Source organism: Rhodococcus sp. NPDC076796 (assembly GCF_040702765.1).
In the GTDB taxonomy this organism is placed as follows: Bacteria; Actinomycetota; Actinomycetes; order Mycobacteriales; family Mycobacteriaceae; genus Rhodococcoides.
This window is the reverse complement of sequence record NZ_JBFBMS010000002.1, coordinates 607162-630653: the sequence shown is the minus strand read 5'-3', so window position 1 is coordinate 630653 and position 23492 is coordinate 607162. Positions and strand designations below refer to the sequence as shown.

Below are 23492 nucleotides of genomic sequence, written 5' to 3'. Positions count from 1 at the left end.
ACTTCGCTCTACAGTTCTGAACACCATCTCGGACATCGGTGTCCAAGATGGATGGATGCGCTGTACGAACCATCGCCGGGCGCGCCTCCTGTGGATCCCGTCCTCCGGCGCGAAGGAGTGCACCCGTGTCTTCTGCCCGATCTTGGACGCTGCGTGCAGCAATCAGCGTGATGACCGCCGCAGCGGCTTTCGCCGCTATGACGACGCCCGCTGCTGCTGCACCTGATTCGCCCGAGGTGGAAATCCAGCCACCGCTGGCACCGTTCACCTGGCCCAAGATTCCTGAGTTCGACACCGACTTCTACCTTCCGCCCGCCGACGTAGTGGCCGCGGCCGCGCCAGGCCAGATCATCGCTGCACGGCCCGTCGAGCTGGCCACGCTCAACGTGATTCCCACCCAGGTCGACGCGTGGCAGTTGTCGTTCCGATCCAACAACGGACGCGACGAGCCGATAGCTGCGGTGACCACGGTCATCAAGCCCCGCGGCGTGTCCGCGGCACCGCGGCCGCTGATCTCCATCCAGCTGGCCGAAGATTCTCTCGCTGCGTACTGCGCGCCCTCGTATGCGATGCGTGCGGGCGCGATTCCCTGGCCGGTGACCGGCGCGGTGACGTCGGGTGCTCAATTCCTCGAGGTGCAGGCAGCGTTGGCCCAAGGATGGGCGGTGTCGGTACCCGATCATCAAGGTCCGAACAACTCGTTCGCCGCAGGGCCGGTCGCCGGTCGGATCACACTCGACGGCATCCGAGCGGCCGAGAACTTCGCGCCGATGCAGTTGGCCGGTCAGGCCACCAAGGTGGGGATGAGCGGCTACTCCGGCGGCGCGATCGCCACCGGACATGCAGCCGAACTGGCCGGAAGTTATGCTCCCGAACTCGACATCGTCGGAGTCACCGAGGGCGGAACCCCGGCCGAACTCGGGGCATTGGTCGACAATGCGAACAACACCCTGGGCTCAGGCATCGTCGCCGCAGGAATCATCGGCGCCAGTCGAGAGGATCCCGAGTTGGCCGGCTTCATCGACGAACACATCGACCCGTTCGGTAGGGCGCTGTTCGCGGCCAAGGACAATCTCTGTGTCGGCTACTCGTCAGCGCTGCTGCCGTTCGTCAACCTCAAGGGTTTCCTGCACACCGAAGGCGACCCGATTCAACATCCTGTGGTGAAGAAGGCCCTGTCTGCGATGCAGCTCGGCAACACCACTCCGAACATGCCGCTCTACGTCTACCATTCCAACCCGGATTGGCTGGTGCCGGTCGGACCGGTCAACGCGATGGTCGACTCGTACTGCAGCCGTCCGGGTGCCGATGTCACCTACACCCGCGACCATTTCAGTGAGCACATCACCCTGGAGTTGATCGCCTTTCCGAGCGCGGTGTTGTGGATGCGCGATCGCTTTGCCGGTATTCCGGTGGAACCGGGTTGCCGAACGAACGATGTCGGTTCGATGGCGCTCGACACGAGTGCACACCCACTCTTCGTCGATGCGGTAGGCGAGATTATCGCCGGACTGTTCGGTAAGCCGATCGGGGGGTGAGGGAACCGATCGGTGCACGGAAGGCGACGGCGTCGCCGGCGGTAGACTCCGCCGGTGACTGTCGCCGACGATCAGGGCCGCATCTACGCCGGACAATCCTCCTCTGCTCGGAAAGCCGATCGTCGTGCACGGTTCTTGCAGGCCGGAATCGAGGTCCTCGGGGTACGCGGCTACGCAGCCACCTCGGTGTCGGATATCTGCGCTGCTGCCGGTCTGGCACGCAGCCAGTTCTACAGTGAGTTCGCCAACCGTGAGGCGCTGCTCGTGGACGTCTACGACCTGATCCAAGACGATGCGCTGGCCGCTGTCGTGGCCGCCCTCGACGATCAGGTCGACCGAGATCGTCGCACCCTGGTCGTTGCCGCCATGACGGCGCTGGTGGGATCGATCGGAAACGATCCACGCCGAGCGCGGATTTCCTATCTGGAGATGTTGGGTGTCAGCGACGCCGTCGAACAGCACCGGGCGCGCCGCCGTGCACAGTGGGTGGAGTTCTTCGAGAACACCCTGCGTTCGGAAGTCGGTCCCGATTTCGTTCCCCCGGGTGGATACCGTTCGGCTGCAACGGCATTCCTCGGGGCGCTCACCGAAATCGTCTCCGACTGGTCCCGTACCGCTCCTCCTCGCCCACCCATCGAACAGATCGTGGAGACGATGGTTGCCGTCCTGGGAGCGTTCGTTCCGGACCTGACCTGATCCGCAGCCTGCCGCGCAATACAGTGGACCGATGACGCATGCCACCGGTCCACTCGCAGGACTCGTCGTCGCGGACTTCTCTCGCGTACTCGCAGGCCCGTACGCGACGATGATGCTCGGCGACATGGGGGCCGAGGTCATCAAGATCGAAAGGCCAGGAACCGGCGACGACACCCGATCGTGGGGACCGCCACACGACTCCGCCGGAACGGCAACGTATTTCAACTCTGTCAACCGGAACAAGACGTCTCGGTTCATCGACCTGCGGTCCGAGAGCGGGGCAGCCGAGGCGCGCGAGATCGTCTCGGGCGCAGATATTGTGATCGAGAACTTCCGAGCCGGTGCGATGGACCGCCTCGGCCTGGGGTATTCGACGCTCTCGCAGGACAATCCCGGTCTGATCTACTGCTCGATCACCGGCTTCGGCACCGGCGGCGGCGCGGCGGCGCTGCCGGGATACGACCTGGTGGTTCAAGCGGTCGGCGGGCTGATGAGCGTCACCGGGCCCGACGCCGAGACGCCCACCAAGGTGGGAGTGGCGATGGTCGACATCGTCACCGGACTGCACGCGCTCAGTGGAATCCTTGCGGCACTGCATCATCGATCGAACACCGGTGCGGGCCAGCAGGTACACACCTCACTGATGGCATCGGTGCTCTCGGCGTTGAGCAACCAGTCGGCGGCCTATCTCGGGGCCGGCGTCGTGCCCGTCCCGATGGGCAACAAGCACCCCTCGCTCGTACCGTACGAGGTGTTCGAGACCGCCGATCGACCACTCGCCCTGGCCGTGGGAAACGATCGGCAATTCGCTGCCCTGGTCGAGGTGCTCGGATTCCCTGCACTGGCCGAGGACGATCGATTCTCCACCAACACAGCTCGCGTCGAACATCGAGATCACCTGGTCGACGCGTTGACCTCGGCGCTGCGGGCACGGACCGCCGACGAATGGTATCGAGAACTGATTGCCCGCAACGTTCCCGCGGGGCCGGTCAATTCCATCGAGGAGGCCTTTGCGTTCGCGGAGTCACTCGGGCTGGAGCCGCGGGTTCAGGTACCGGGATCCGTTGCCGACGGAGTCAGAAACCCACTGGACTTCTCGGCGACGCCGGTTGATTACCGGCTGCCGCCCCCCGCGCTCGGGTAGTCGACCTGCACCTTGTGCTCCACTCCGCGGCGTGAGCTGGGGAATCCCCGGTCTGCAACACCGAAGTGGAGCATCCGTTGCACTCTCACTCCGGCTAATTCAACGCCCACTTCACCTGGACAGACACGCTGACTGTCTGCTGTCCCGGTTCGATGGGCACCGCCATGTCGAACGAACTGGCGGACTCGCCGAAGTTCCTTGGCTGCTCCTGGCCGGTGATGGACTCGGTGATCGACAGAACGTCACCGAGTTCGCCGCCTGCGAGCGTCGCATACTGCTCGGCTCGATCGCGGGCATCGGCGAAGGCTCTGGACCGAGCATTGGTGATCAGCTCGGAATCGTCGTCGATCTTGAACGAGACCCCGGAGATTCGGGTCGCGTTGCCACCGGCCGATGTGGCGTCGCCCAGGACTGCGGACGCCGTCGACAGGTCGCGAACCGTCACCTGCAAGGTGTTGGTGGCCTGATATCCGGAGATGGCCGAGGTGCCGCCCGGCAGTGCGCCGGAGTACTGCGGATCGATCGACACCTGTTGAGTCTGGATGTCCTCACGAGCGACGCCGGCTGCGATGACCGCGTCCGTGACGTCACTGACGGCTGCGTTCGCCTGTTCGATGGCGGCGGTGACGTCCTCGGCCGTGGCCTGAACGCCGATCTGAGTCGTCAACGTGTCGGGCGCGCCCTGGACTTCTCCGACGCCGTTGACGTTCACTCCCGGCGGTCCCTCGGCGGACGTGGTCGCGGGACTGCTGCAGCCCGCAGTCAGGGCTACGGCCAGCACCAGGGCCGATGCGTAGGATCCGACCATCCATCTGTTTCGACTCACCGCCGTAGTGTCCACCATTGCAGGTGAATTGGAAAGGCTCAGTGCTTGCGATACTCGGCGTCGAACGTCACGGTGACCTCGTCCACCACCTTCATGGCTCCGAACATATGCGAATACGGAGTGATCTTGTAATCCGATTGACGCACAACAGTTTCCGAAACGAGATGCCACCGATCTCCGAGATCGTTGACGTCGACATCCACGGTGACCTTCCTCGACACGCCGTGGATCTCCGCCGTGCCTGCCAGCCGAAATCCAGCGTCGACGGCGGTGATCTCCGTCGAACGGAATCGAATCGATGGATATCGGTCGGCGTCGAAGCTCTTGAGCGCGTTGGCTTTCGCGACGATCTTCTCCGGTCCGATCAAGGGTGTCAGTCCACCCTCGCCGTGGACCACGTCGAGCGAACTCACCTCGGCAGTCAGGGAGACCGCGGTGGGTGCGTCTCCGGACCACTCGACTGTCGCAGTCCAGGAGGTCACCGCAATCGTGAGGCGATGCCCCATCCTGGATGCTTTTCCTGCGACATCCGTCCGAACAGCCAGCTGCCCGCCGTCCGATGCGTCGAGTGTCCAGGTCTCGGTACTCATGCCCCGACTGTATCCGTCCCGCAGAACCGACGAAGGGACGCGCCGCAGGTGGCTAGGGTGGAGGCATGTTCTCCAATTCCCCTCGAACATTCGTCGCCGACGCCCTCCGCGGCTTCGTCGCCGCCACCGACGACATCGCATGGCATGCCGACCCCGGATACCTGACACGTCGCTATCGCATCTCCGACGGCCAGGTCGCCTTGCTCTCCGGTGGGGGATCCGGTCACGAACCGCTACATGCCGGCTTCATCGGCCGCGGCATGCTCACCGGCGCCTGCCCCGGCCTGGTGTTCACCTCGCCCAACGCTCTCCAGGTGCACGAGGCATCCAAGGCCGTGGATTCCGGCGGCGGAGTGGTACACATCGTGAAGAACTACACCGGCGACGTGATGAACTTCAAGATCGCCCGAGAGTTGTTGCAGGAGGACGGCATTGTCGCCGACGTCGTCCTCGTCGACGACGACGTGGCCAGCGAGAGCGAGGACGGCCCGGGTCGCCGCGGCACCGCAGCGACCATCGTCGTCGAAAAGGTATGCGGCGCAGCGGCAGAACGCGGCGACAGCCTGCAGGCCGTGGTCGCGCTGGGGCGTCGAACCGCGGAGAACGCACGCAGCATGGCCGTCGCGATGAATCCGCCGACGCTTCCGGGCGCCGATGCTCCCTCGTTCGACCTCCCCTCGGAGGAAATCGAACTCGGCATCGGCATCCACGGAGAACGTGGCACCGACCGAGTGCCAGGGCTTCCCGCGCAGGAGATCGTCGCGAAACTGACCGATCCCATCGTGGACTCGCTCGGGTTGAACTCGGGCGAATCGGTGATTGCGGTGGTCAACGGGCTCGGGGCAACGCATCCGTTGGAGCTGCACCTGTTGTTCGGTGAACTCTCGGAATACCTGCACGGCAAAGGGATCGAGATCTCCCGCTCGCTCGTCGGCAGCTTCGTCACCGCACTCAACATGGGCGGAGCCTCGATCACCCTCGTGCGCGCAGACGACGAACTGCTCGAACTCTGGGACGCACCCACCGACGCTCCCGGCTGGCCCAACGCCCACAGCCGTGGCGTGAAGCCGGTGGCCGAACGCGGCGGCTTCGGGCCCTCGTTCGAGCCCTCCGACACCGGAGAGGTGTCGGCGTTCGTCTCGAAGTGGATCGGGACATGGGCGCAGCGGGTGCTCGACGAAGAACCGGCCCTGACCGAGCTGGACCGCAAGGCAGGCGACGGCGACTTCGGAACCAACATGGTGGCCGCACTCGAACAGCTCGATCTGGACGCCATCAAGGAAAACTACTCGGCAGCAACGGTATTCGAGGCAGTGAGCGAGGCCTACCTCGGACACGCGGGCGGTACCTCCGGCGCGCTGTTCGGTATCTGGTTCCGCCAGTTCTACCGGACAATGCTCGAATCCGAGCCCTCTTCTGCGGCCATCGGAAAGGCGGCGAGGGCCGGGCTGGACAGCATCACCGAACTCGGTGGTGCACGGGTGGGCGACAAGACGATGGTCGACGCCATCGCCCCTGCCGTCGATGCACTCGAGAAAGACGGCGGCACCCTGCAGCAGGCCGCCGACGCCGCGAAAACCGGAGCCGAATCGACGAAGGACATCACCGCCAACCGCGGCCGTGCCAGCTACGTCGGTGAGGCCGCGCGCGGCGTCGTCGACCCCGGTGCGCTGGTCATGGCCTGGTTCTTCGAGGCAGCAGCGAGTTCTACTCCAGCGAACTGAGAAAGACCTCCGCGATCGCTTCGAGGCCGGCCTGATCGTCGGCGTCGAAGCGGTCGGGGACAGGGCTGTCCAGATCGAACACGCCGATCAGGGTCTCGCCCTGGTACAGCGGTACGACGACCTCGGAGCGAGTGTTGGCGTCACACGCGATGTGGCCCGGGAAGGCGTGGACGTCGGCGACGCGTTGCGTCTCCCGGGTGGTCGCCGCCGCGCCGCAGACACCCTTGCTCAGGGCGATGCGGACGCAGGCAGGCTGACCCTGAAATGGCCCGACCACCAGTTCGGTGCCGTCGAACAGGTAGAAGCCGACCCAATTGACCTCGGGCAGAGCGTGATACACCAGCGCAGACAGGTTGGCGGCGTTGGCGATGAGGTTCGATTCCTCGAACACCAGTCCCCGGGCCTGCTCGGTGAGCTGCTGGTACTGCTCTACCTTGGAACCGTTGAGTTCCGTCGCGGTGAAAGACATGTTCCGAGTCTAAGCGCACACCCCAGCACCACCAGATACGCCGACATGCCACCCACTTGAATGCGTTGCGCGACACCGAGGCCGTGGTCGCCGGGCAGATTGTCAGCGATCAGCAGCCACGCGGTGGCCAGCGTCGTGACGATCAGGACAGCCAGGCCCAGCGTGCGAAGCAGCGGGTAGAGCCGGTAGCGGAACGCGGCCACCGTGAACGCGATCATGACGGTGAAGATCGCGAACACCGCGATGGTGCTGGTCAGAGCGTGGAGATGGTGGAGTTGCGGAAACAATCCGCTCGGCTCGATCGGGCAACTCGGATCGTCGGCGGCCACACACTCGAGGGGGAGTTTAGCGTCGGCGATGGTCGCGATACCGAAGATGCCCGACGCCACCCAGCCGGTGACGAAAAGCCGTCGACGCGGGGTTGCCAGGAAGCCGAGAATCGCCGCGAGAATCATCAGCGAACCCGTGACGACGTCTGCGGTGGAGAAGAATTCGCGGTACGGCTGATCGCGAGCGTCGAGTTCGCTGAGGAACGATGTGGTGGGGTCGAGACCGGTGTCGAGGAAGAATTCGGCCACCCACGCGGAGTACAGCAGTCCGGCGAGGATCAAGCAGATCGCCGCTACGACGCGGCGGATATCCACGCCTTCAGTTCTCGAACGCACCGACCAAGGCTAGCCAGTCAGGACATCGGCAGCTGCCACCGCCAGCGCTGTCGCGGACTCGCAATCGTCGGCCAGGACGGACAGTGTGGGAACCGTGCGGGCATAGCGCGCGGCAGAGTCGTCATTCTCGGGCATGCCGAGCACAGGGTTGCCCAACACGATGTCGGCGAAGCACGACGAATCCAGGGCGCGTGTGTCGACGGTGTAGTTGCCCTGCCGGACGGTTTCGCTGTCCGTCGAACGCAGATCGGCATCGACGTAGGTGAGCGTGACGTCGAGCATCACCAGGTTGTCCTCGAACGTCGACGAGGATGCCGTGAAGTGGCAACGGTATGGAGCGGCGGGAGGGTTCCACCGGTCGACCGTCCAGGTTGCGGGCAGGTGTTCGAGGACGGCGCACGGATCTTTCATGGCCAGCGGGAGGTTGTACTTGGAATCGGCCCGCAAGGGTGGGTCGTCCAGCAGGCCGAGTGCGGTTTCGGCGACGGTTGTCGCCGCAGCACACGCGTCCGCGTCGGAGCGGTAGACGTCGATCGTGGCAAAACTACGACCGGATTCGGTGAGGAAGCCGTCCATGGTCCCGGTGCCGGCTCCGTCGAACTCGGCGCGAAGCGGAAAGCTGATGCGGCACGACCCTCGCGAGGAGTCTTCGAGGAACACCTGTTCGCCATCGATCGTGATCTGCTCGAAGCGGGGATCGTCCGGCGTCGGCTGATATCCGTTCAGGTCGATGGAGACGGAGTCGATGGCGCTCGATCGTCCAGGCTTCAGACTGGCCGAGCACGTGCTCAATTCGCCCTCGGGCCGCAGCTGCACCACTGTGCCCAGGGCCGCGAGGTCGACCTCGGTGAGAAAACCGCAGGGGTCGAGGCTGCGTACGAACGCCGCCGAGTCCGCAAGGTACCGGTCTGCCTCGGACATCTCGAACCCGTACCTGTTCTGCGGCGCACTGCTTGCGGGGGAGGCGCTGCCCAGCAGAACCACCGCGCATCCGCTCGTCGATACCGACATCGCCAGCGCCACCCCCGCGAGCAACCAATTTCTACGCACCGTTTCCCCCGAACTCGAATCAACCGATCATGGGGTTGGACGCGCGGGGACCGTCTGAGGTTTCACTCTGACGTGAGTTCGTTCTCGACGCGGTCGGCCGCCACGGCGGGATCCTCGTGTTCCCAGATGCGCACCACGCGCCATCCCTCCGCGAGGAGCTTTTGGTCGGTGTCGCGATCTCGGGCGACGTTCGCGGCCAGTTTGTCGGCCCACCACTGCGCGTTGTTGCGAGGCGCGGTCGCGTGCACCGGGCAGCTGTGCCAGAAGCAACCGTCGACGTAGACCGCGACCTTGCGTTTGGGAAAGACCAGATCTGCTCGACGCCTCATGCCCTTCAGTGGAGCGCGATCGACGAAGTATCGCAGACCTCGACGGTGCAGCGCCTGCCGCAGCGCCACCTCGGGCTTGGTGTCGCGGCGTTTCTGCTTGCTCAGTCGCGCACTGGTCTCGGCGTCGGTGGCGGGCCGGTCTGCGCTCACACCGGAACCCGCTCGGCGTACCCGCCCATACGCTCGAGATGGGCGTCGAGGTCGTCGAGAAAACCGTCGATGAAACGGAGGTTGCCGGTTCGTGCCCGCTTGAGGAACCCGGCGGTAGCTCTCGCGGAGAGCAGCTTTGCGTCGTCAAGGAAATCGATCAGGTCTTCGTAGGGCTCGTGCACCGGCATGGTCGATACCGTCACCTTGAATGTCGTCCGATCGCGTCCCCACGCTGCAGTCGGCCAGGCCTGACCGGGTAGCAGAGCCAGATCGTTCGAGGCGTCGTACGGCTTCGGGTCGTCGAGGGCGCTCGCCGCCCATGATGCCATCCGCACACTGACGGCGTTGCCGACGAGCTTCCACCGATGTCCGCTGCGGACGCCGGGCTGCTGGACGGCGGGCAGCGTCCACTCCGGATCGAAGCCCTGCAGACGCTCGGCACCGATGATGCCGGGAGTGACGATCTCCCCTGACGGTAGGCGAACGGCCGGGGGACTGGCGATGCCGAGGGAAGATCCGCCCTTGAGCGTCGGGACCGCGTTGACCGCCCAGCCCAGGCCGCGGATGCCCTCGGTCCAGTAGAAGCCGCACGGCTGGGTGGTGGGATCGCCGTCGGGCAGCGGGCCTGCGTCCTGTGAGAACAGCACCTCCCGCGGATCGTCGGTGCGCGAGGCCAGCATCACCACGCGCTGTCGACGCTGCGGCAACCCGAACGCGCGGGCGTCGACGACGCGGTAGGCCCACATGTACCCGAGGTCCTCGAGCGCATCGGTGATGTGTCGCATGGCGGCCCCGCGGCCGAGCTGCAGCATGAACGGCACGTTCTCCATCAGCAACCATCGCGGACCGCGTCGACGCGAGACCAGCCGAAACACCTCGTCCACCAAACCGGAACGCGCACCGGTGATGCCCGCGGTGCGTCCGGCCTGGGAAAGGTCCTGACACGGGAAGCCGGCCGCGACCAGTTCGGTGTCGGCGGGCAGGCTTCGGAGAGTGGTGACGTCGGTGTGCAGGGGTGTCTCGGGCATCCGCGCTCGAAGGACGGCCCCGGCTCCGGGATCGATCTCGCACAGCAACTGCGTCGTCCACCCTGCGTCGGCCAGCCCCAGCTCGAGCCCGCCGATCCCCGCGAACAACCCGACCATCGACCGTGCGCTCACGTGTGCCCTTCCCTCGCCCGACGGTCCTACGTTACTCGAGAGGCGCTGCGCTTGACCTCGACCACGCCCCTCGGTTTCACACTGGAATGCGAGGGCCGAAAAATCGGTTGGAAACTGAGCCTGTGCAATGAAATCATTCGAGCACAGCAATAAGGAGAAGAACTGTGTCTACGGGTGTGCTCGATCCCGAAACCCGAACCCTCGATCAGCCATACCCGGACACCGCGAAGCCGCCCAGCTCACTGCGTCGTTTCGCGCCGTTTCTGCTGCCGTACAAGTGGTTCTACATCGCCTCGATCGTGGTCTCGCTGATCGCCACCATGACCGGTCTGGTGATTCCGCTGGTGATGCAACGCGTCATCGACGGCCCCATCACCGATCGCAATTTCTCTGCTGTCTGGTGGCCTGCGGCATTCGTCCTGTTGCTCGGCACCATCGATGCACTCGGCATCTGGGTTCGCCGCTACCTGGTCTCCCGCCCGTCGAGTCAGTTCGAGATTTCAGCGCGTGCAACGGTATTCGACAAATTGCAGCGACTGTCGGTCTCGGCTCACGAGAGCTGGGAATCGGGTCAGCTGCTCTCGCGAGCCATCGCAGACCTCGGTTCGCTGCGGCGGTTCATGGCCTTCATCGGCCCGTTCATCATCATCAACGCCGTGACACTGGTCGTGGGCATCGGCGTATTGCTGGTGCAGTCCTGGCAATTGGGGCTGATCATGCTGGTGACGTCGGTACCGCTGGTGATCGCCTGCACCAAGTTCGAGACGCTCTATCGCGTTGTGGCCCGTGACGCTCAGGATCAGGCAGGCGACGTCACGACGACGGTCGAGGAATCCATCCAGGGCATCCGCGTCCTCAAGGCGTTCGGCCGAAGTGCGCACTTGGGCAAGCAGTTTCTGCGTCAGGCCCGAACGCTGCGGGGTACCGAGCTGAAGAAGGTGCGCTACCTGGCGATCATCTGGGCGGTGATCGTCGGGCTGCAGCCGATCACCATCGGCGCGATCCTGGCTGTGGGTACGTACTCGATCGTGCAGGGCACCATGACGGTCGGCACGCTCGTCGCGGCCATTGCCATCGTCGCCTTCCTGCTGTGGCCGATCGAATCCTTCGGGTATCTCCTGGCCGAGCTGAACAACGCACGCACGGCGGCAGATCGGTATTGGGAAATCATGGATACTCCCGAAACCGTGACCGATCCGGACAATCCCGTCGAATTACCCGAAAGAATCCGTGGCCGAGTGCAATTCGATCGCGTCGGATTCACCTTTCCCGACGCGTCGTCGCCGCTGCTCACCGACGTCAGCTTCGTCATCGAGCCGGGGGAGACCGTCGCGCTGGTCGGCAACACCGGTAGCGGAAAGACTGCGCTGACGAACCTCGTCCCTCGGCTGTTCGACGCCACCGAGGGGTCCATCACCATCGACGGCATCGACGTGACCTCGATGCGGTTGGCCGATCTACGGTCGATCGTCACGGTGGCGTTCGAGGATCCGGTGCTGTTCTCGGCCAGTGCGCGCGAGAACATCGCGCTCGGTTCGCCCGACGCGACCGATGCCGAGATTGCCGAGGCGTTGGAGATCGCGCACGCAACGGATTTCGTCGAGCAGCTGCCCTGGGGTCTGGCCACCCGCATCGGTGAGCAGGGCATGAGTCTGTCCGGCGGGCAGCGGCAGCGGCTCGCGTTGGCGCGGGCAGTGCTGGGCAAACCGCGGGTGCTGGTGCTCGACGACCCACTGTCTGCGCTCGACGTGGACACCGAAGCCAAAGTGCAGAAGGAACTGCGGCGCGTATTGGCGCACTCGACGACAGTGCTGGTGGCGCACCGGCCGTCGACCGCTGCGTTGGCCGACCGCGTGCTGTATCTCGAGAACGGAAGAATTGTGGAGCAGGGAACACACGAGGGACTGCTGGCGACGTCGCCGCGGTACCGCGAGGTGATGGGGTCGATTCATGGCTGAGCAAACCGCAGCTACGGATTGGCGCGGAGTCGGCGGCGAGGAATCGGAGGTCGACGCAACCGGAAACCTGGTGTTGGCCGGGCGTTCTCGACGATTGCTCGCCTCATTGGTGCGGCCGTACAAGAGGCAGGCCCTGCTGTCCTTCCTGATCATTCTGGTCGACAACATCACCTACGTTGCCGGTCCGCTGTTCATCGCCTATGCACTGGACAACGGCGTCGGTGCTGCAGGACAGGGTGATTGGGGTCCGATGCTGTGGGCGGTCGGCGGCTACACCGGCTTCGGTCTGCTCGGAATGCTCACCACCTACGCATTTCTCACCGTCTCGGGTCGGCTGAGTCAGAACATCCTGTACGACCTGCGCGGACGGGTGTTCGACCATGCCCAGAAGCTGAGCCTGTCTTTCCACGAGAATTACACCTCGGGACGGCTGATCTCGCGACTGACCAGTGATGTCGAATCTCTGCAGACACTGCTCGAAAGCGCGCTCAACGACGCCCTGACCGCCATCCTGTCGATGGTGTCGATCGCGATCATCCTGGTCTACCTCGACGTTCCGATGGCGATGATCGTGCTGGCCGGCTTCGTGCCGCTGGTCCTCGTCACCCGGTGGTCGCAGCGCCGACAACGCCAGGGATACCGTCGAACACGGGTGGCGATCGCCCGCGTCGTGGTCCACTTCGTCGAATCCATGGGCGGCATCCGCGCCGTGCAGGTGTTCCGGCGCGAGGGCCGCAACGACGCCATTCTCAGCACCGAGGATTCGGAGTACCGCGACGCCACCACTGCGGCGCTGCGCGGTATGGCGAGCTACACCGGCATCGTGCGCTGGATCGGCAACGTCACGCTCGCGATCATCCTGGTGTTCGGTAGCTGGCGAGTGATCAACGGCCACATGGACATCGGTGTCCTCGCGGCCTACGTGCTGTATCTGCGCAGGTTCTACGGCCCGCTCGACGAGCTGGCGATGGTGTTCAACGCCTACCAGTCCGCCGCCGCTGCCCTGGAGAAGATCTCCGGTGTACTCGAAGAAGAACCGTCGGTGACGGCACCGAAGAACCCGGTGGAGATCGGAACGGCCAAGGGCGACATCACGTTCGACGACGTGCACTTCTCCTACGGCCCCGAACGCGTCGTGCTGCCGGAATTCTCGCTGCACGTACCCGCCGGACAGGTGGTCGCGATGGTCGGAGCCACCGGAGCGGGCAAGTCGACACTGGCAAAGCTGTTGGCGCGCTTCTACGATCCGACGGCCGGAGCCGTCCGACTCGACGGCGTCGACATGCGGCAGATCAGCGACGAGGACCTGCGCCGCAACGTCGTGATGGTGACACAGGAGTCGTTCCTGTTCTCCGGTTCGGTGGCCGACAACATCCGACTCGGCCGCCCGACCGCGACCGACGAGGAAGTGGAGGCAGCGGCGGACGCCGTCGGACTGACGGAGTTCATCGCGTCGCTACCGGAGGGAGTCGACACCGACGTGCGCAAGCGCGGAGGCCGATTGTCCTCGGGCCAAAGGCAATTAGTGGCCTTCGCGCGGGTGTTCCTCGCCGCACCGTCGGTGATCGTGCTGGACGAGGCAACATCGAGCCTGGACATCCCGAGTGAGCGGCTGGTGCAGCGCGCGCTCGAGACGATCCTGCAGGGACGAACGGCGCTGATCATCGCGCACCGCCTCTCGACGGTGGCCATCGCAGATCGAGTACTCGTCATGGCCGACGGAAACATCGTCGAAGACGGAACCCCCGAGGACCTCATCGCGGGGGAGGGACGCTTCGCGCACCTGCACGAGGCGTGGGAGGACTCGCTCGTCTAGGTCCCGTTGTTCAGGTCCACGGGGTGATCGGCGGTTTGACCCACATGATCTTCTCGTCCGCGTGCTGGGGCGTCGCACCGTCGTGGCCCGGGTGCTCGGCCGCCCAGGCGGATTTACGGTCGAGCAACTCGGCCACGATGGTCCACGTCTCCATCGTGCTCGGCGGGTGCAGATCGGCGGCGCGGGCGAGTTTGCGGCGGACTGCGTCGGTGAGGTCGAGCAGCTCGGCACCGGTGATGCCGCGATCCCACACGTAGCGCGCCAGAGCTTTCGCCTTGTCCTGTCGACTCTTCGCAGCCTGCTCGGAGTGCGCGAAATCGAACTGCCCGCCGCCGGTGTTCTCTGTCGTCACGGGCACAACCTTAATGAACTGCGAGAAAAGGCACGTCCGCTTGATCTTCTGGGGGCATCGTCGCCTACCGTAGGTGGGTGATCACTCAAGCATCGGGTGCAGAGCAAGTCTCCATCCCCGCGACCGACTCCACAGACGCGAAAACCTGGCCCTCCATTCTGACCTGGCGGGCGCACGACGTTCCCCGCATGGAGTCCGTGCGGGTCCAGCTCTCGGGCAACCGCATCAAGGCTGCCGGACGCATCATCGGTGCCGCGTGCAGCGATCACCCCGCCTTCAGCGCGTCCTACGACCTGGTGACCGACGAATACGGCGTCACCAAGCGGCTCTCGGTGCGCACCTCGCTCGCGTCCGGGGACCGGCAGGCCTCCGTCAGCCGCGACGACGAGGGCTACTGGATGGTGGAGAACAGCACCAGCCATCAGCGCTCGACCTACAGCGGAGCGCTCGACGTCGACATGGTGCTCAGCCCGTTCTTCAACACTCTGCCGATCCGTCGATTCGGTCTGCACACCCAGGTCCAGGACCTCGAGGTGCCCACGGTGTACGTGAACCTGCTCGACCTCAGCATCCAGGAAGCCACGCTGACCTACAGCAGTGGTTCCGAGGGCATCCACGTCATCTCGCCGGTCTCCACGTCGTCGGTCAGGGTCGACGCCGAAGGCTTCGTGCTCGACTACCCGGGACTGGCCGAGCGGATCTGACGCACGACGCCACCGCGTCGACCCGCGTCCTGCAGCTTCTCCCGCCAGCCCGGTTCGCCCGGGGTGATGTCGGTGATCTCGAAGCGCTGATGCTGCTCGTACTGCAGACGCGCTGCGTTTCCGGCGTCGACCAGCGTTTTCGTCGAGCCTTCGTCCAGTTCTTCGCGCGCTGCGGTGAGTGCATGCAGCGCTTCGTCGAGCGCGGTTCGGAGAGCGGCGGCGTTGCCCTCGGTCATCGCGCGGACGAGATTCGGCGACGACGACGCCACCCGCGTCCCGTCCCGGAACGAGCCCGCGGCCAGGCCGAGCGCGAGTGGTCCGCCTGCCGCTCCCACCATCGCCAGTGCCTCGGCCAGCAGGTGCGGTAGATGTGAAATTCTGGCGACGGCGCGATCGTGTTCGACGCTCTCGGCCGGCACCACCACCGAACCGCAGTCGAGGGCGAGCTGGGCCACCCGAACCCACACGTCCGCGTCGACTCCCGGGTCGGTAGCCACCACCCACACCGCGTCGGCGAACAGCGTCGGATCGGTGGCCGACCACCCCGACTGGTTGGTGCCCGCCATGGGATGTCCGCCGACGTAGCGGGCCTTTAGTCCGCGAGTGGCCACGGCAGCGGCGACCTCTGCCTTGACGCTGACGACATCGGTGATCGGAGCAGCGGGCGCGTGCTCGGCCACGGCGGCCAGAACGGAGTCGACGGCAGGCATCGGGACGGCGACGACGATCAACGCGTCCTGTGCTGCGGCCCTGCTCAGCGCGGCTGCCAGGTCGGTACCGACGTCGTAGCCATCGGCGGTGGCACCGGCGATCGCGTCGGCCGATCGGTTCCATCCCCACACCTGACGGCCTGCGTCGTGTGCCGCGCGCAGGATCGACCCACCGATCAGTCCGAGACCCAGAACGCACACCGAAGAAGAAGTCACCCGATCAGATTGGCACAGGTGGGTGACGTCGACGGGAGGTGGACTTCGAATACAGGCCCCTACCGGACTACCGTTGCGCGCATGGCCGCACAGCGCGCGAACAACAACCGCGCATCCGCACCGGAATACGACGACCTCGAGGGATTCGGCGTTGCAGTTGTCCGAGAGGAAGGCAAGTGGACCGTCACGCCGCTGTCCGACGACGCACTGACCAGTCTGTCGGCGGCAGAGACCGAATTGCGTGAGCTGCGCAGCTCGGGAGCGGTGTTCGGACTGCTCGACGTGGACGAGGAATTCTTCGTCATCCTGCGTCCCGCACCGAACGGCACCCGACTCCTGCTGTCCGACGCGGTCGCCGCAGTGGACTACGAAATCGCCGCGGACGTTCTCGATGCGTTGAACATCGAGATCCCCGACGTCGACCCCGACGAACTCGACGACATCGAACCCTACGAAGAAGGCGACCTCGCGCTGCTCGCGGACCTCGGACTACCCGAGGCCGTCCTTGGCATCATCGTCGCCGAGACCGACGACTACCCGGACGAGCAGCTGCAGTCCATCGCCGAACGCCTGGGCTTCGAGGACGAGTTCGCCGCAGCGGTGAACAAGCTGCGGCGGTAACCGATGCCGGTGTCCGACGCGGACATGATCCGCGCAGCGCTGTCGGCTGCGGCCGAGGCCTCGGATGCAGACGTCCCCGTCGGAGCCGTCGTGTTCGACTCCTCGGGACGTGAGATCGCCCGGGCCTGCAATGCGCGGGAGGCGTCGGGCGACCCCACCGGACATGCGGAAGTGATCGCACTGCGTCGAGCAGCGGCTGTCCACGGGGACGGCTGGCGACTCGAAGGCTGCACCCTGGCCGTCACGTTGGAACCCTGCACGATGTGCGCCGGGGCATTGGTTCTAGCCCGCGTCGGAGCAGTGGTGTTCGGGGCGTGGGAACCCAAGACCGGAGCCGTCGGCTCGCTGTGGGACGTCGTGCGAGACCGTCGACTCACCCATAGACCACAGGTTCGCGGCGGCGTGTTGGAAGCCGAATGCGCCGAGGTGTTGACCAGGTTCTTCGCTCGCCAGAGATAACGATCTCGTCACTCAGTGGCCCCGATGTCCACTTTTGTGGAGGGTGGAGGGCAGGCGCAAAGAAGCGCTCCACCCTCTGCGAAGGAGAGAACTATGGGAATCGGCGACAAGATCTCGAACAAGACCGAAGACCTCGGCGGCAAAGCCAAAGAAGCCGCAGGTTCGGCCACCGGAGACAGGGACCTCGAAGCAGAAGGCAAGGGCGACCAGGCCTCGGCAGCAGTCAAGGACGGCGTCGAGAAGGTCAAGGACGCAGCCTCGAACATCAAGGACAAGCTCACCGGCAACTAGATTCACGCGCTGAGCAGGCGATTTAGCCTCAGGCCGTCATTCCGGTACAGTCTTTTGCGGTGGCGTGTCCGAGCGGCCTAAGGAGCACGCCTCGAAAGCGTGTGACGGGTAATCCCCGTCCGAGGGTTCAAATCCCTCCGCCACCGCCAAGAACTCCCCACCCGATCCGTCGGGTGGGGAGTTTTTTTGTGCGCTGGGTGGGGGTGGGGGTCAGCGGCCGGATTGGGTTCATCCGCAAACGCGCGCGCATTCGTCAGACGCGTTCGGTTTCGCTTCCGATTAGGGGTCTATTTCGCGCGCACTTGGCAAATGCGCGCGCGTTTGCGGGGTCGCCGGGCGGAAGTGGGCGCACTCAGGGGTTCACCGGGCGGAAGTGGGCGTACTCAGGAGTTCACGGGTGCTGGTTACACGGGTGCAGAGGTTTCGGTCCTCTGCGGCTATGTCTGTCGCAAACGCGCGCGCATTCGTCAGACGCGTTCGGATTCGCCACCGATCCGGGGTCTATTCCGCGCGCTCCTGGCAAATGCGCGCGCGTTTGCGGGATCACCGGGGCCCGGGCCAGGCCGGGCGCCGAACCCCCAGCGACTCAGACGCTCAGCACTGTCCCGCACCGGCGGCGTCGAGTCCGCGCAGAATTTCGTTCTGATCGCCGGGGGGCACGTCGTTCCAGCTGGGCGCGGTGGTCATTTCGTTGCGCAGACCCTCGACGGATGCGGCGCGATCGGAGATACCGGTCTGCTCCAGCGCATCGATGGACGGCAGAAACTGCGTGCAGGTCTGCTGGTAGAGCGCTTCACCGGTGACGCCTGAGGTCGCGTCGGTCGGGGCCGCGGGCTCGGCAGCAGGCGGTACCTCGGAAACAGGCGCAGGAGCGGGCGCAGGTGCTTCGACCGTGGTGCTGATCGGGACCGTGGTGGAGGCGACAGCAGACGTGGTCGTAGCCGCGGCGGGTGTGCTCGACGCTTCCGCGGTCGACGGGTCGTTGCTACATCCGGCAACCGAGACGGCGACGATCAGCCCGAGCAATCCGGTCGCGATTTTTCCGTTCATCGCAACTGTGTACCACCTGCGGCTCACAGCAGCGTTTGCGCACGTCCGGTAATGGTGCCCAGCGCCGTCGACCAGGCGAGGTTCTTCGGGTCGAGAAACGCTCCGTGTCCGGCTCCGGGCAGCACGACGAGCTCGGGGTCGGTGCTGCCCGCCTTCGTGGCGGCGTCGACGTAGACGCGGCTCTGATTCACCGAGACGGTTTGGTCGGCGTCACCGTGCAGCGCGGTCAGTGGAACGTCGAGGGGGAGGTATTCGATGGGTGAGGCGATCTTGTAGCGTCCGGGCACCTCGTTCGGCATACCGCCGAGGAAGGCAGGCACGAACTTGTCGCCGCCGATGTCGGCTGCTCGTTTCATGTCGAAGACGCCGGCCATGATGGTGGCGCTACGTGGTCGGATCTTCGGTTCTGCTCCCGGTGCGTCGACCGGCATGAGGTGTCGAGCCGCCACCCACGCGGCGAGTTGGCCGCCGGCCGAATGTCCGGCGACGTGCACGCGATCGAGATCGAGCCTCCCGTCCGCTGCACCCTGTACGACGGTTGCCAGTGCCTCGGTGGCGTCGTCGACGTCGGAGAGGGTGTTGGCCCAGTTGTTCGGGCCACGCCGATACTCGACGTTCCACACGGCGATGCCCTCGTCGGCGATGGCCGTCGACATCTGCTGGAAGTACGACAGGTCGAGATCTTCCTGCCATCCGCCGCCGTGAATCATCACCACCACTGGGAGCGAGGTGGCGTTGTTGTCGGGGAGGTACAGGTCGCCGATGTTGTCCGGTTCGTATCCGTACTTCAGTCGGATGGGATCCCCGGCCGGGCCCGATACCGGTTGCAGCGCAGCCGAATACGTCTCGGCGGTACTCGGTGAGGAGTCGGTGTCGGCCGAACTGCAGCCGACCAACGCGACCGTCAGCAGACCGGAGAGGAAATGACGACGATTCACGCGCGCTGCGCCGTCCACTCGAGCAATTCGGCGAGCGGCCAGGTGTTGATCACGCGCTCGGCAGGCACACCCTGTGCTTCGGCGCGGATGCATCCGTAGCCCTGCCAGTCGAGCTGCCCGGGTGCATGTGCGTCGGTGTCGATGGAGAACAGGCAGTCGCGTTCGAGGGCGATGTCGATCAGTCGCTCGGGGGGATCCTGGCGTTCGGGTCTGGCATTGATCTCCACTGCGGTGCCGAACTGGCGGCAGCCCTCGAACACCACTGGGGCGTCGAACGTCGATTCGGGCCGGGTGCCGCGGCCACCCTCGACGAGCCGTCCGGTGCAGTGGCCGAGGACGTCGACATGCGGGTTGGCGATGGCAGTGACCATCCGCTTGGTCATCGTCTTGGAGTCGGCTCGCAGGTTGGAGTGCACGCTCGCCACCACCACGTCCAGCTCTGCGAGCAGACCCTCGTCCTGGTCGAGGGATCCGTCGTCGAGAATGTCGACTTCGATTCCGGTGAGGATGCGGAACGGTGCGAGCCGCTCGTTGAGCTCGGCGATCACGTCGAGCTGTGCGCGCAGCCGCTCGGCGGTGAGGCCGTTGGCGACCTTGAGACGCGGGGAATGATCGGTGAGCGCGCAGTATTCGTGGCCGAGCCTCGCGGCGGTGCGCATCATCTCCTCGATTCCGCTGCCGCCGTCGGACCAGTTGGAATGGGTGTGCAGATCGCCCTTCAGTGCGCCGCGAAGTTCGTTGTCGCCGATGGGTTCTGCCGCGCCTCGTTGCTCGAGGAGATAGTCCGGAACGTCCTGGGTCAGAGCCTGGCGGATGATCAGCGAGGTCTTGGCTCCGATGCCGGTCAGCGAGGACCAACTGTCTGCTTTCTCGTGCTCGGATCGTTGTGCGGGCGTGAGGGATTCGACGACATCTGCTGCCCGACGGTAGGCCTTGACTCGATGGGTGTCCGCGCGAGAGCGTTCGAGCCAGAAGCCGATCTCTCGAAGTGCGTCCACCGGGTCCATGCGGTCCATTGTGCCTGGCGGTACCGACACGTGTTCACGGGGTAAACGGACAAAACTCTCAGGGACTTACCAGGTCGCTCACTCCCCATAGGCTTGAAGCTGCAACTACCATCGGCAGTCATGACCAAGAAATGGTGGATCGTAGGAGTAGTTGTCGTCGCCGTGGTGGCGCTCGGGCTGTACTTCGGCCCCAAGATCTATGCATCGCTGCAAGAAGACGACGCCCCGGCAGCATCGGTGTCCACCTCGGGCGCGCAAGCCGCCAGCACCGAGAGCATCGATGGACGGTGGATCGTCACTCCAGGTGACGCTGCCAACGCGACCGCCGCGGGCTACACCGTCGACGAGCTGCTCAACGGGTCCGATGTCACCGTCGTCGGGTCGACGACCGAGGTCGCAGGCAACGTCGTCATCGCCGACGACACCCTCACGGAGGGGCAGGTGGTCGTCATGACCAACTCGATCAGCACCGACAGTGATCGCCGTGACGGCCAGTTCCGCGGCAACATCTTCGACACCGCCACCTACCCGACGGCGACGTTCAACATCGACTCGCCGATCGATCTGTCCTCGCTGCCCAAGGACGGCACCACCGAAACCGTCACCGCCGAGGGCACATTGACGCTCAAGGATCAGACGCGTCCGGTCTCGGTGGAGATGGAGGTGCTGCAGTCCGGTGACACGCTCATCGCGTCGGGCGCCATTCCGACCACGTGGACCGATTACGGCATCGAACCGCCGTCGCTCGGCTTCGTCACCGTGGAGGGCTCGGGAACCGTCGACTTCCTGATCAATCTAAGTCAGCAGTAGCGCGTTCTCTCGCGGGCCCGGGCGTCCATCCCGGCGGTCCGACGAGATATCCGACGCGTTCCTTCCATGACCGCGATGCCGCAACATCCCGCGCGATGTTGCGGTATTCGTGTGTCTGGAGGGTCCAGATGTTGAACGTGTCGACGGGCTTGGTGAGGCCGTAGTTGGGGCGCTCGACTTCCTCGGCGTAGGTGCCGAACAGGCGGTCCCAGATGATGAGGATGCCGCCGTAGTTCTTGTCCAGATACTGAGGATCTCGGCCGTGATGGACGCGATGGTGCGAGGGCGTGTTGAAGACGAACTCGAACGGACGCGGCAGCCGGTCGATGCGCTCGGTGTGTACCCAGAATTGGTAGACGAGGTTGATCGAGAAGCCGACGAACACCATCCACGGCGGCATGCCCAGCAGGGGGAGCGGTAGCCACATGATGACCTCGCCGCTGTTGTTCCACTTCTGTCGCAGCGCCGCCGCGAAGTTGAAGTACTCGCTCGAATGATGTGCCTGATGCGTCGCCCAGATCAGTCGGGTTCGATGCGCGATGCGGTGATAGCCGTAGAACAGCAGGTCGACGCCCAGGATCAGGATCACCCACGTGTACCAGGCGTCGGCCGGGAGATGCCACGGCGCGACGTAGACGTAGATCGCCGTGTAGCCGACCAACGCCAGTGCCTTCCATGCCGTGGTGGTCGCGATGGACACCAATCCCATGCTGAGGCTGGCCCGGGCGTCCTTGCTGGAGTAGCTACCGCGTTCACCGTCTTCGAGCTTCGCGGCCGCTATCCACTCGATGGCCAACAGCAGCGCGAACGCGGGGATGGCCAGCGCCACGGGATCGCGCAGCGGTTCGGGTAGGGCATTCCACGCCGAACCGATCCACTCGTTCATTCGACCCTCCCGCCGTGCGTGACATTCACCGAAGAAGTGTAACGCAAAATGGTGGATTGTTCGCTAATTCCCTACTGCAATGGTAGGAATTGAAACGTGCACATCACGGCCAAGGCGGACTATGCGGTTCGGACGCTTGTCGAACTCGCGGCGGTCGGTGGACAGCGGCCCGCGAAGGCCGAGGCATTGGCCATGGCGCAGGGCATTCCCCACAAATTTCTCGAATCGGTGCTCTCGGACCTGCGTCGCGCAGATCTGGTGTGTAGCAGACGGGGACCCGACGGCGGCTACTGGCTGGCGCGGGAGGCGTCGGACATTTCTGTTGCCGATGTGATGAGGGCCGTCGAGGGCCCGCTGGCGTCGGTGCGCGGTCAGCGGCCCGAGGATGCGGAGTATTCCGGTCCGGCCGAGCCGCTCACTCGGGTATGGCTGGCCGTACGTGTCAATCTGCGGGCGGTGCTCGAAGCGGTGTCGCTGGCGGACATCGTCGAGAACGATCTCCCGGACTTCGTCGGGGAGCTGATCAGCGAGCCGACCGCATGGGCGCGTCGATGAGCTGAGTCACATCCGTTGCCTGGTGTGGCGCGATCGACAAAATTGCACTCCACTGCAAACTTGCAGAACAGTGCAAGTTCCGTAGGTTGGTAAGCGTGACTTCTCCGACGGGCCTTCGTGATCTGAAGAAGGCCGCCACCCGCGACGCCCTCGGCATGGCCGCCGTGCGTCTGGGTAAGGAGCACGGCTTCGACGCGGTCACCGCCGACGCCATCGCGCACGAAGCGGGAGTCTCCACCCGCACGTTCCACAACTACTTCTCCAACAAGGAAGAAGCAGTACTCCACCACATCGAAGTGTCTGCACTCGAATGGTTCGAGCTCCTGCGCGCCAGGCCGTCGACCGAACCGATCTGGGACTCGTTGCGGCACATCGCAATCAACCTCGTCGCGGACCCCGGCCGGGATCTGGACGACACCTTCGCGGCAGCGCGGCTGATCGAGGCCAACCCTGCCCTGATGGCGCGCAAGCTCGAAATGCACCAATCGCTGACCCGCAAACTCGGCGAAGCCATCGCCGAGCGAACCGGCACCGATATCGACACCGACCTCTACCCCAACCTGCTCCAGATGGCCGTCGGTGGTGCCGTCACGGCAGCACTGAACATCTGGGTCACCGATTGCGCGGGTGCGTCGACGCCCAGGGCCCTCATCGAAGACGCCTTCGACCAACTGCGCGCGGGCCTACCGGAACCACATGGTCGTTCCGCAGGCTCCACTCCTGACCCCGAACCTCATCCCCATCCCGACTCGTCCGAACCCAACCGAGGAGCTTGACA

The 23492-nt window shown here is 65.0% G+C and carries 26 protein-coding genes and 1 tRNA gene; 14 read left to right on the top strand and 13 right to left on the bottom strand.

Going from position 1 to position 23492, the window contains the following annotated elements; genetic code table 11:
- The first annotated feature begins 170 nt into the window (after positions 1-170).
- The 3 genes from AB0366_RS08270 to AB0366_RS08260 are packed head-to-tail and all read left to right on the top strand — an operon-like array spanning position 171 to position 3378.
- Entirely contained in the window at positions 171-1538 is a 1368-nt protein-coding gene (locus AB0366_RS08270) for a lipase family protein (RefSeq protein ID WP_366243829.1), read from the top strand.
- Positions 1539-1592: 54 nt separating this feature from the next.
- Positions 1593-2234, top strand: a complete 642-nt coding sequence (locus tag AB0366_RS08265) for a TetR/AcrR family transcriptional regulator (RefSeq protein WP_366243424.1) — start codon at positions 1593-1595, stop codon at positions 2232-2234.
- 31 nt (positions 2235-2265) lie between these two features.
- Positions 2266-3378, top strand: a complete 1113-nt coding sequence (locus AB0366_RS08260) for a CoA transferase (RefSeq protein WP_366243423.1) — start codon at positions 2266-2268, stop codon at positions 3376-3378.
- Between the two features lie 94 nt (positions 3379-3472).
- Here the strand turns inward: AB0366_RS08260 and AB0366_RS08255 are convergent, their stop codons facing one another.
- Positions 3473-4204, bottom strand: coding sequence for an SIMPL domain-containing protein (locus AB0366_RS08255; protein ID WP_366243422.1), 732 nt, complete (start codon positions 4202-4204; stop codon positions 3473-3475).
- Positions 4205-4242: 38 nt separating this feature from the next.
- Positions 4243-4794, bottom strand: coding sequence for a YceI family protein (locus AB0366_RS08250; RefSeq protein WP_366243421.1), 552 nt, complete (start codon positions 4792-4794; stop codon positions 4243-4245).
- Positions 4795-4859: 65 nt separating this feature from the next.
- Here AB0366_RS08250 and dhaL point away from each other — a divergent pair, with 65 nt between their 5' ends.
- Entirely contained in the window at positions 4860-6518 is a 1659-nt protein-coding gene (dhaL, locus tag AB0366_RS08245) for a dihydroxyacetone kinase subunit DhaL (protein WP_366243420.1), read from the top strand.
- Here dhaL and AB0366_RS08240 read toward each other — a convergent pair.
- From AB0366_RS08240 to dcm, 5 genes are all read right to left on the bottom strand, one after another.
- A complete protein-coding gene (locus AB0366_RS08240; RefSeq protein WP_366243419.1) occupies positions 6502-6987 on the bottom strand; it encodes a GAF domain-containing protein in 486 nt (161 codons plus the stop codon). The two genes, dhaL and AB0366_RS08240, sit on opposite strands and share 17 nt — an antisense overlap.
- On the bottom strand, positions 6948-7652 hold the full coding sequence (locus AB0366_RS08235) for a DUF998 domain-containing protein (RefSeq protein ID WP_366243418.1): 705 nt from the start codon (positions 7650-7652) through the stop codon (positions 6948-6950). Before AB0366_RS08235 ends, AB0366_RS08240 begins: the two co-directional genes overlap by 40 nt.
- Positions 7653-7661: 9 nt before the next feature.
- Entirely contained in the window at positions 7662-8702 is a 1041-nt protein-coding gene (locus AB0366_RS08230) for a hypothetical protein (RefSeq protein WP_366243417.1), read from the bottom strand.
- Positions 8703-8764: 62 nt separating this feature from the next.
- Positions 8765-9181 carry a very short patch repair endonuclease gene (locus AB0366_RS08225; protein WP_366243416.1) on the bottom strand — a complete coding sequence of 139 codons (417 nt, stop codon included), beginning with the start codon at positions 9179-9181 and terminating at the stop codon, positions 8765-8767.
- Positions 9178-10326, bottom strand: coding sequence for a DNA (cytosine-5-)-methyltransferase (dcm, locus tag AB0366_RS08220; protein ID WP_366243827.1), 1149 nt, complete (start codon positions 10324-10326; stop codon positions 9178-9180). Before dcm ends, AB0366_RS08225 begins: the two co-directional genes overlap by 4 nt.
- A 179-nt stretch (positions 10327-10505) precedes the next feature.
- Here dcm and AB0366_RS08215 point away from each other — a divergent pair, with 179 nt between their 5' ends.
- Complete coding sequence (locus AB0366_RS08215) at positions 10506-12299, top strand: ABC transporter ATP-binding protein (RefSeq protein ID WP_366243415.1); 1794 nt, start codon at positions 10506-10508, stop codon at positions 12297-12299.
- On the top strand, positions 12292-14115 hold the full coding sequence (locus AB0366_RS08210; protein WP_366243414.1) for an ABC transporter ATP-binding protein: 1824 nt from the start codon (positions 12292-12294) through the stop codon (positions 14113-14115). The genes AB0366_RS08215 and AB0366_RS08210 overlap by 8 nt, the downstream gene beginning before the upstream one ends.
- A gap of 10 nt (positions 14116-14125) precedes the next feature.
- Here AB0366_RS08210 and AB0366_RS08205 read toward each other — a convergent pair whose 3' ends face one another.
- Positions 14126-14467, bottom strand: a complete 342-nt coding sequence (locus AB0366_RS08205; protein ID WP_121872896.1) for a hypothetical protein — start codon at positions 14465-14467, stop codon at positions 14126-14128.
- 188 nt (positions 14468-14655) lie between these two features.
- On the opposite strand from AB0366_RS08205, the gene AB0366_RS08200 reads away from it, so the two are divergent.
- Positions 14656-15171: a putative glycolipid-binding domain-containing protein gene (locus AB0366_RS08200; RefSeq protein ID WP_366243825.1), complete on the top strand. Its 516-nt coding sequence runs from the start codon at positions 14656-14658 to the stop codon at positions 15169-15171.
- On the opposite strand, the gene AB0366_RS08195 is transcribed toward AB0366_RS08200, so the two are convergent.
- Positions 15144-16097 (bottom strand): prephenate dehydrogenase, encoded by a 954-nt coding sequence (locus AB0366_RS08195; protein ID WP_366243413.1) that lies wholly within the window; start codon positions 16095-16097, stop codon positions 15144-15146. The genes AB0366_RS08200 and AB0366_RS08195 overlap by 28 nt on opposite strands.
- A gap of 81 nt (positions 16098-16178) precedes the next feature.
- Here AB0366_RS08195 and AB0366_RS08190 point away from each other — a divergent pair, with 81 nt between their 5' ends.
- The 4 genes from AB0366_RS08190 (at position 16179) to AB0366_RS08175 (ending at position 17617) form a co-directional block, all read left to right on the top strand.
- Positions 16179-16718, top strand: a complete 540-nt coding sequence (locus tag AB0366_RS08190; RefSeq protein WP_094635770.1) for a tRNA adenosine deaminase-associated protein — start codon at positions 16179-16181, stop codon at positions 16716-16718.
- A 3-nt stretch (positions 16719-16721) separates the two neighbouring features.
- A complete protein-coding gene (locus tag AB0366_RS08185) occupies positions 16722-17177 on the top strand; it encodes a nucleoside deaminase (protein WP_366243412.1) in 456 nt (151 codons plus the stop codon).
- 93 nt (positions 17178-17270) lie between these two features.
- Positions 17271-17468: a CsbD family protein gene (locus AB0366_RS08180; RefSeq protein WP_366243411.1), complete on the top strand. Its 198-nt coding sequence runs from the start codon at positions 17271-17273 to the stop codon at positions 17466-17468.
- Between the two features lie 58 nt (positions 17469-17526).
- A tRNA-Ser gene (locus AB0366_RS08175) sits at positions 17527-17617 on the top strand.
- 445 nt (positions 17618-18062) lie between these two features.
- Here the strand turns inward: AB0366_RS08175 and AB0366_RS08170 are convergent.
- The 3 genes from AB0366_RS08170 to AB0366_RS08160 are packed head-to-tail and all read right to left on the bottom strand — an operon-like array spanning position 18063 to position 20463.
- On the bottom strand, positions 18063-18518 hold the full coding sequence (locus AB0366_RS08170) for a hypothetical protein (RefSeq protein WP_366243410.1): 456 nt from the start codon (positions 18516-18518) through the stop codon (positions 18063-18065).
- Positions 18519-18541: 23 nt separating this feature from the next.
- On the bottom strand, positions 18542-19456 hold the full coding sequence (locus AB0366_RS08165) for an alpha/beta hydrolase (protein WP_366243409.1): 915 nt from the start codon (positions 19454-19456) through the stop codon (positions 18542-18544).
- The gene (locus tag AB0366_RS08160) at positions 19453-20463 is read right to left on the bottom strand and encodes a PHP domain-containing protein (protein WP_366243408.1); all 1011 of its coding nucleotides are present in this window, start codon (positions 20461-20463) and stop codon (positions 19453-19455) included. The genes AB0366_RS08165 and AB0366_RS08160 overlap by 4 nt, the downstream gene beginning before the upstream one ends.
- A 120-nt stretch (positions 20464-20583) precedes the next feature.
- Here AB0366_RS08160 and AB0366_RS08155 point away from each other — a divergent pair, with 120 nt between their 5' ends.
- The gene (locus AB0366_RS08155; protein ID WP_366243407.1) at positions 20584-21273 is read left to right on the top strand and encodes a YceI family protein; all 690 of its coding nucleotides are present in this window, start codon (positions 20584-20586) and stop codon (positions 21271-21273) included.
- Here the strand turns inward: AB0366_RS08155 and AB0366_RS08150 are convergent.
- Positions 21254-22159 carry a sterol desaturase family protein gene (locus AB0366_RS08150; protein WP_366243406.1) on the bottom strand — a complete coding sequence of 302 codons (906 nt, stop codon included), beginning with the start codon at positions 22157-22159 and terminating at the stop codon, positions 21254-21256. The two genes, AB0366_RS08155 and AB0366_RS08150, sit on opposite strands and share 20 nt — an antisense overlap.
- A 96-nt stretch (positions 22160-22255) precedes the next feature.
- Here AB0366_RS08150 and AB0366_RS08145 point away from each other — a divergent pair, with 96 nt between their 5' ends.
- Together AB0366_RS08145 and AB0366_RS08140 are read left to right on the top strand one after the other, a co-directional pair.
- A complete protein-coding gene (locus AB0366_RS08145; protein WP_149407222.1) occupies positions 22256-22714 on the top strand; it encodes an Rrf2 family transcriptional regulator in 459 nt (152 codons plus the stop codon).
- Between the two features lie 86 nt (positions 22715-22800).
- Complete coding sequence (locus AB0366_RS08140) at positions 22801-23490, top strand: TetR family transcriptional regulator (RefSeq protein WP_366243405.1); 690 nt, start codon at positions 22801-22803, stop codon at positions 23488-23490.
- Positions 23491-23492 lie beyond the last annotated feature (2 nt).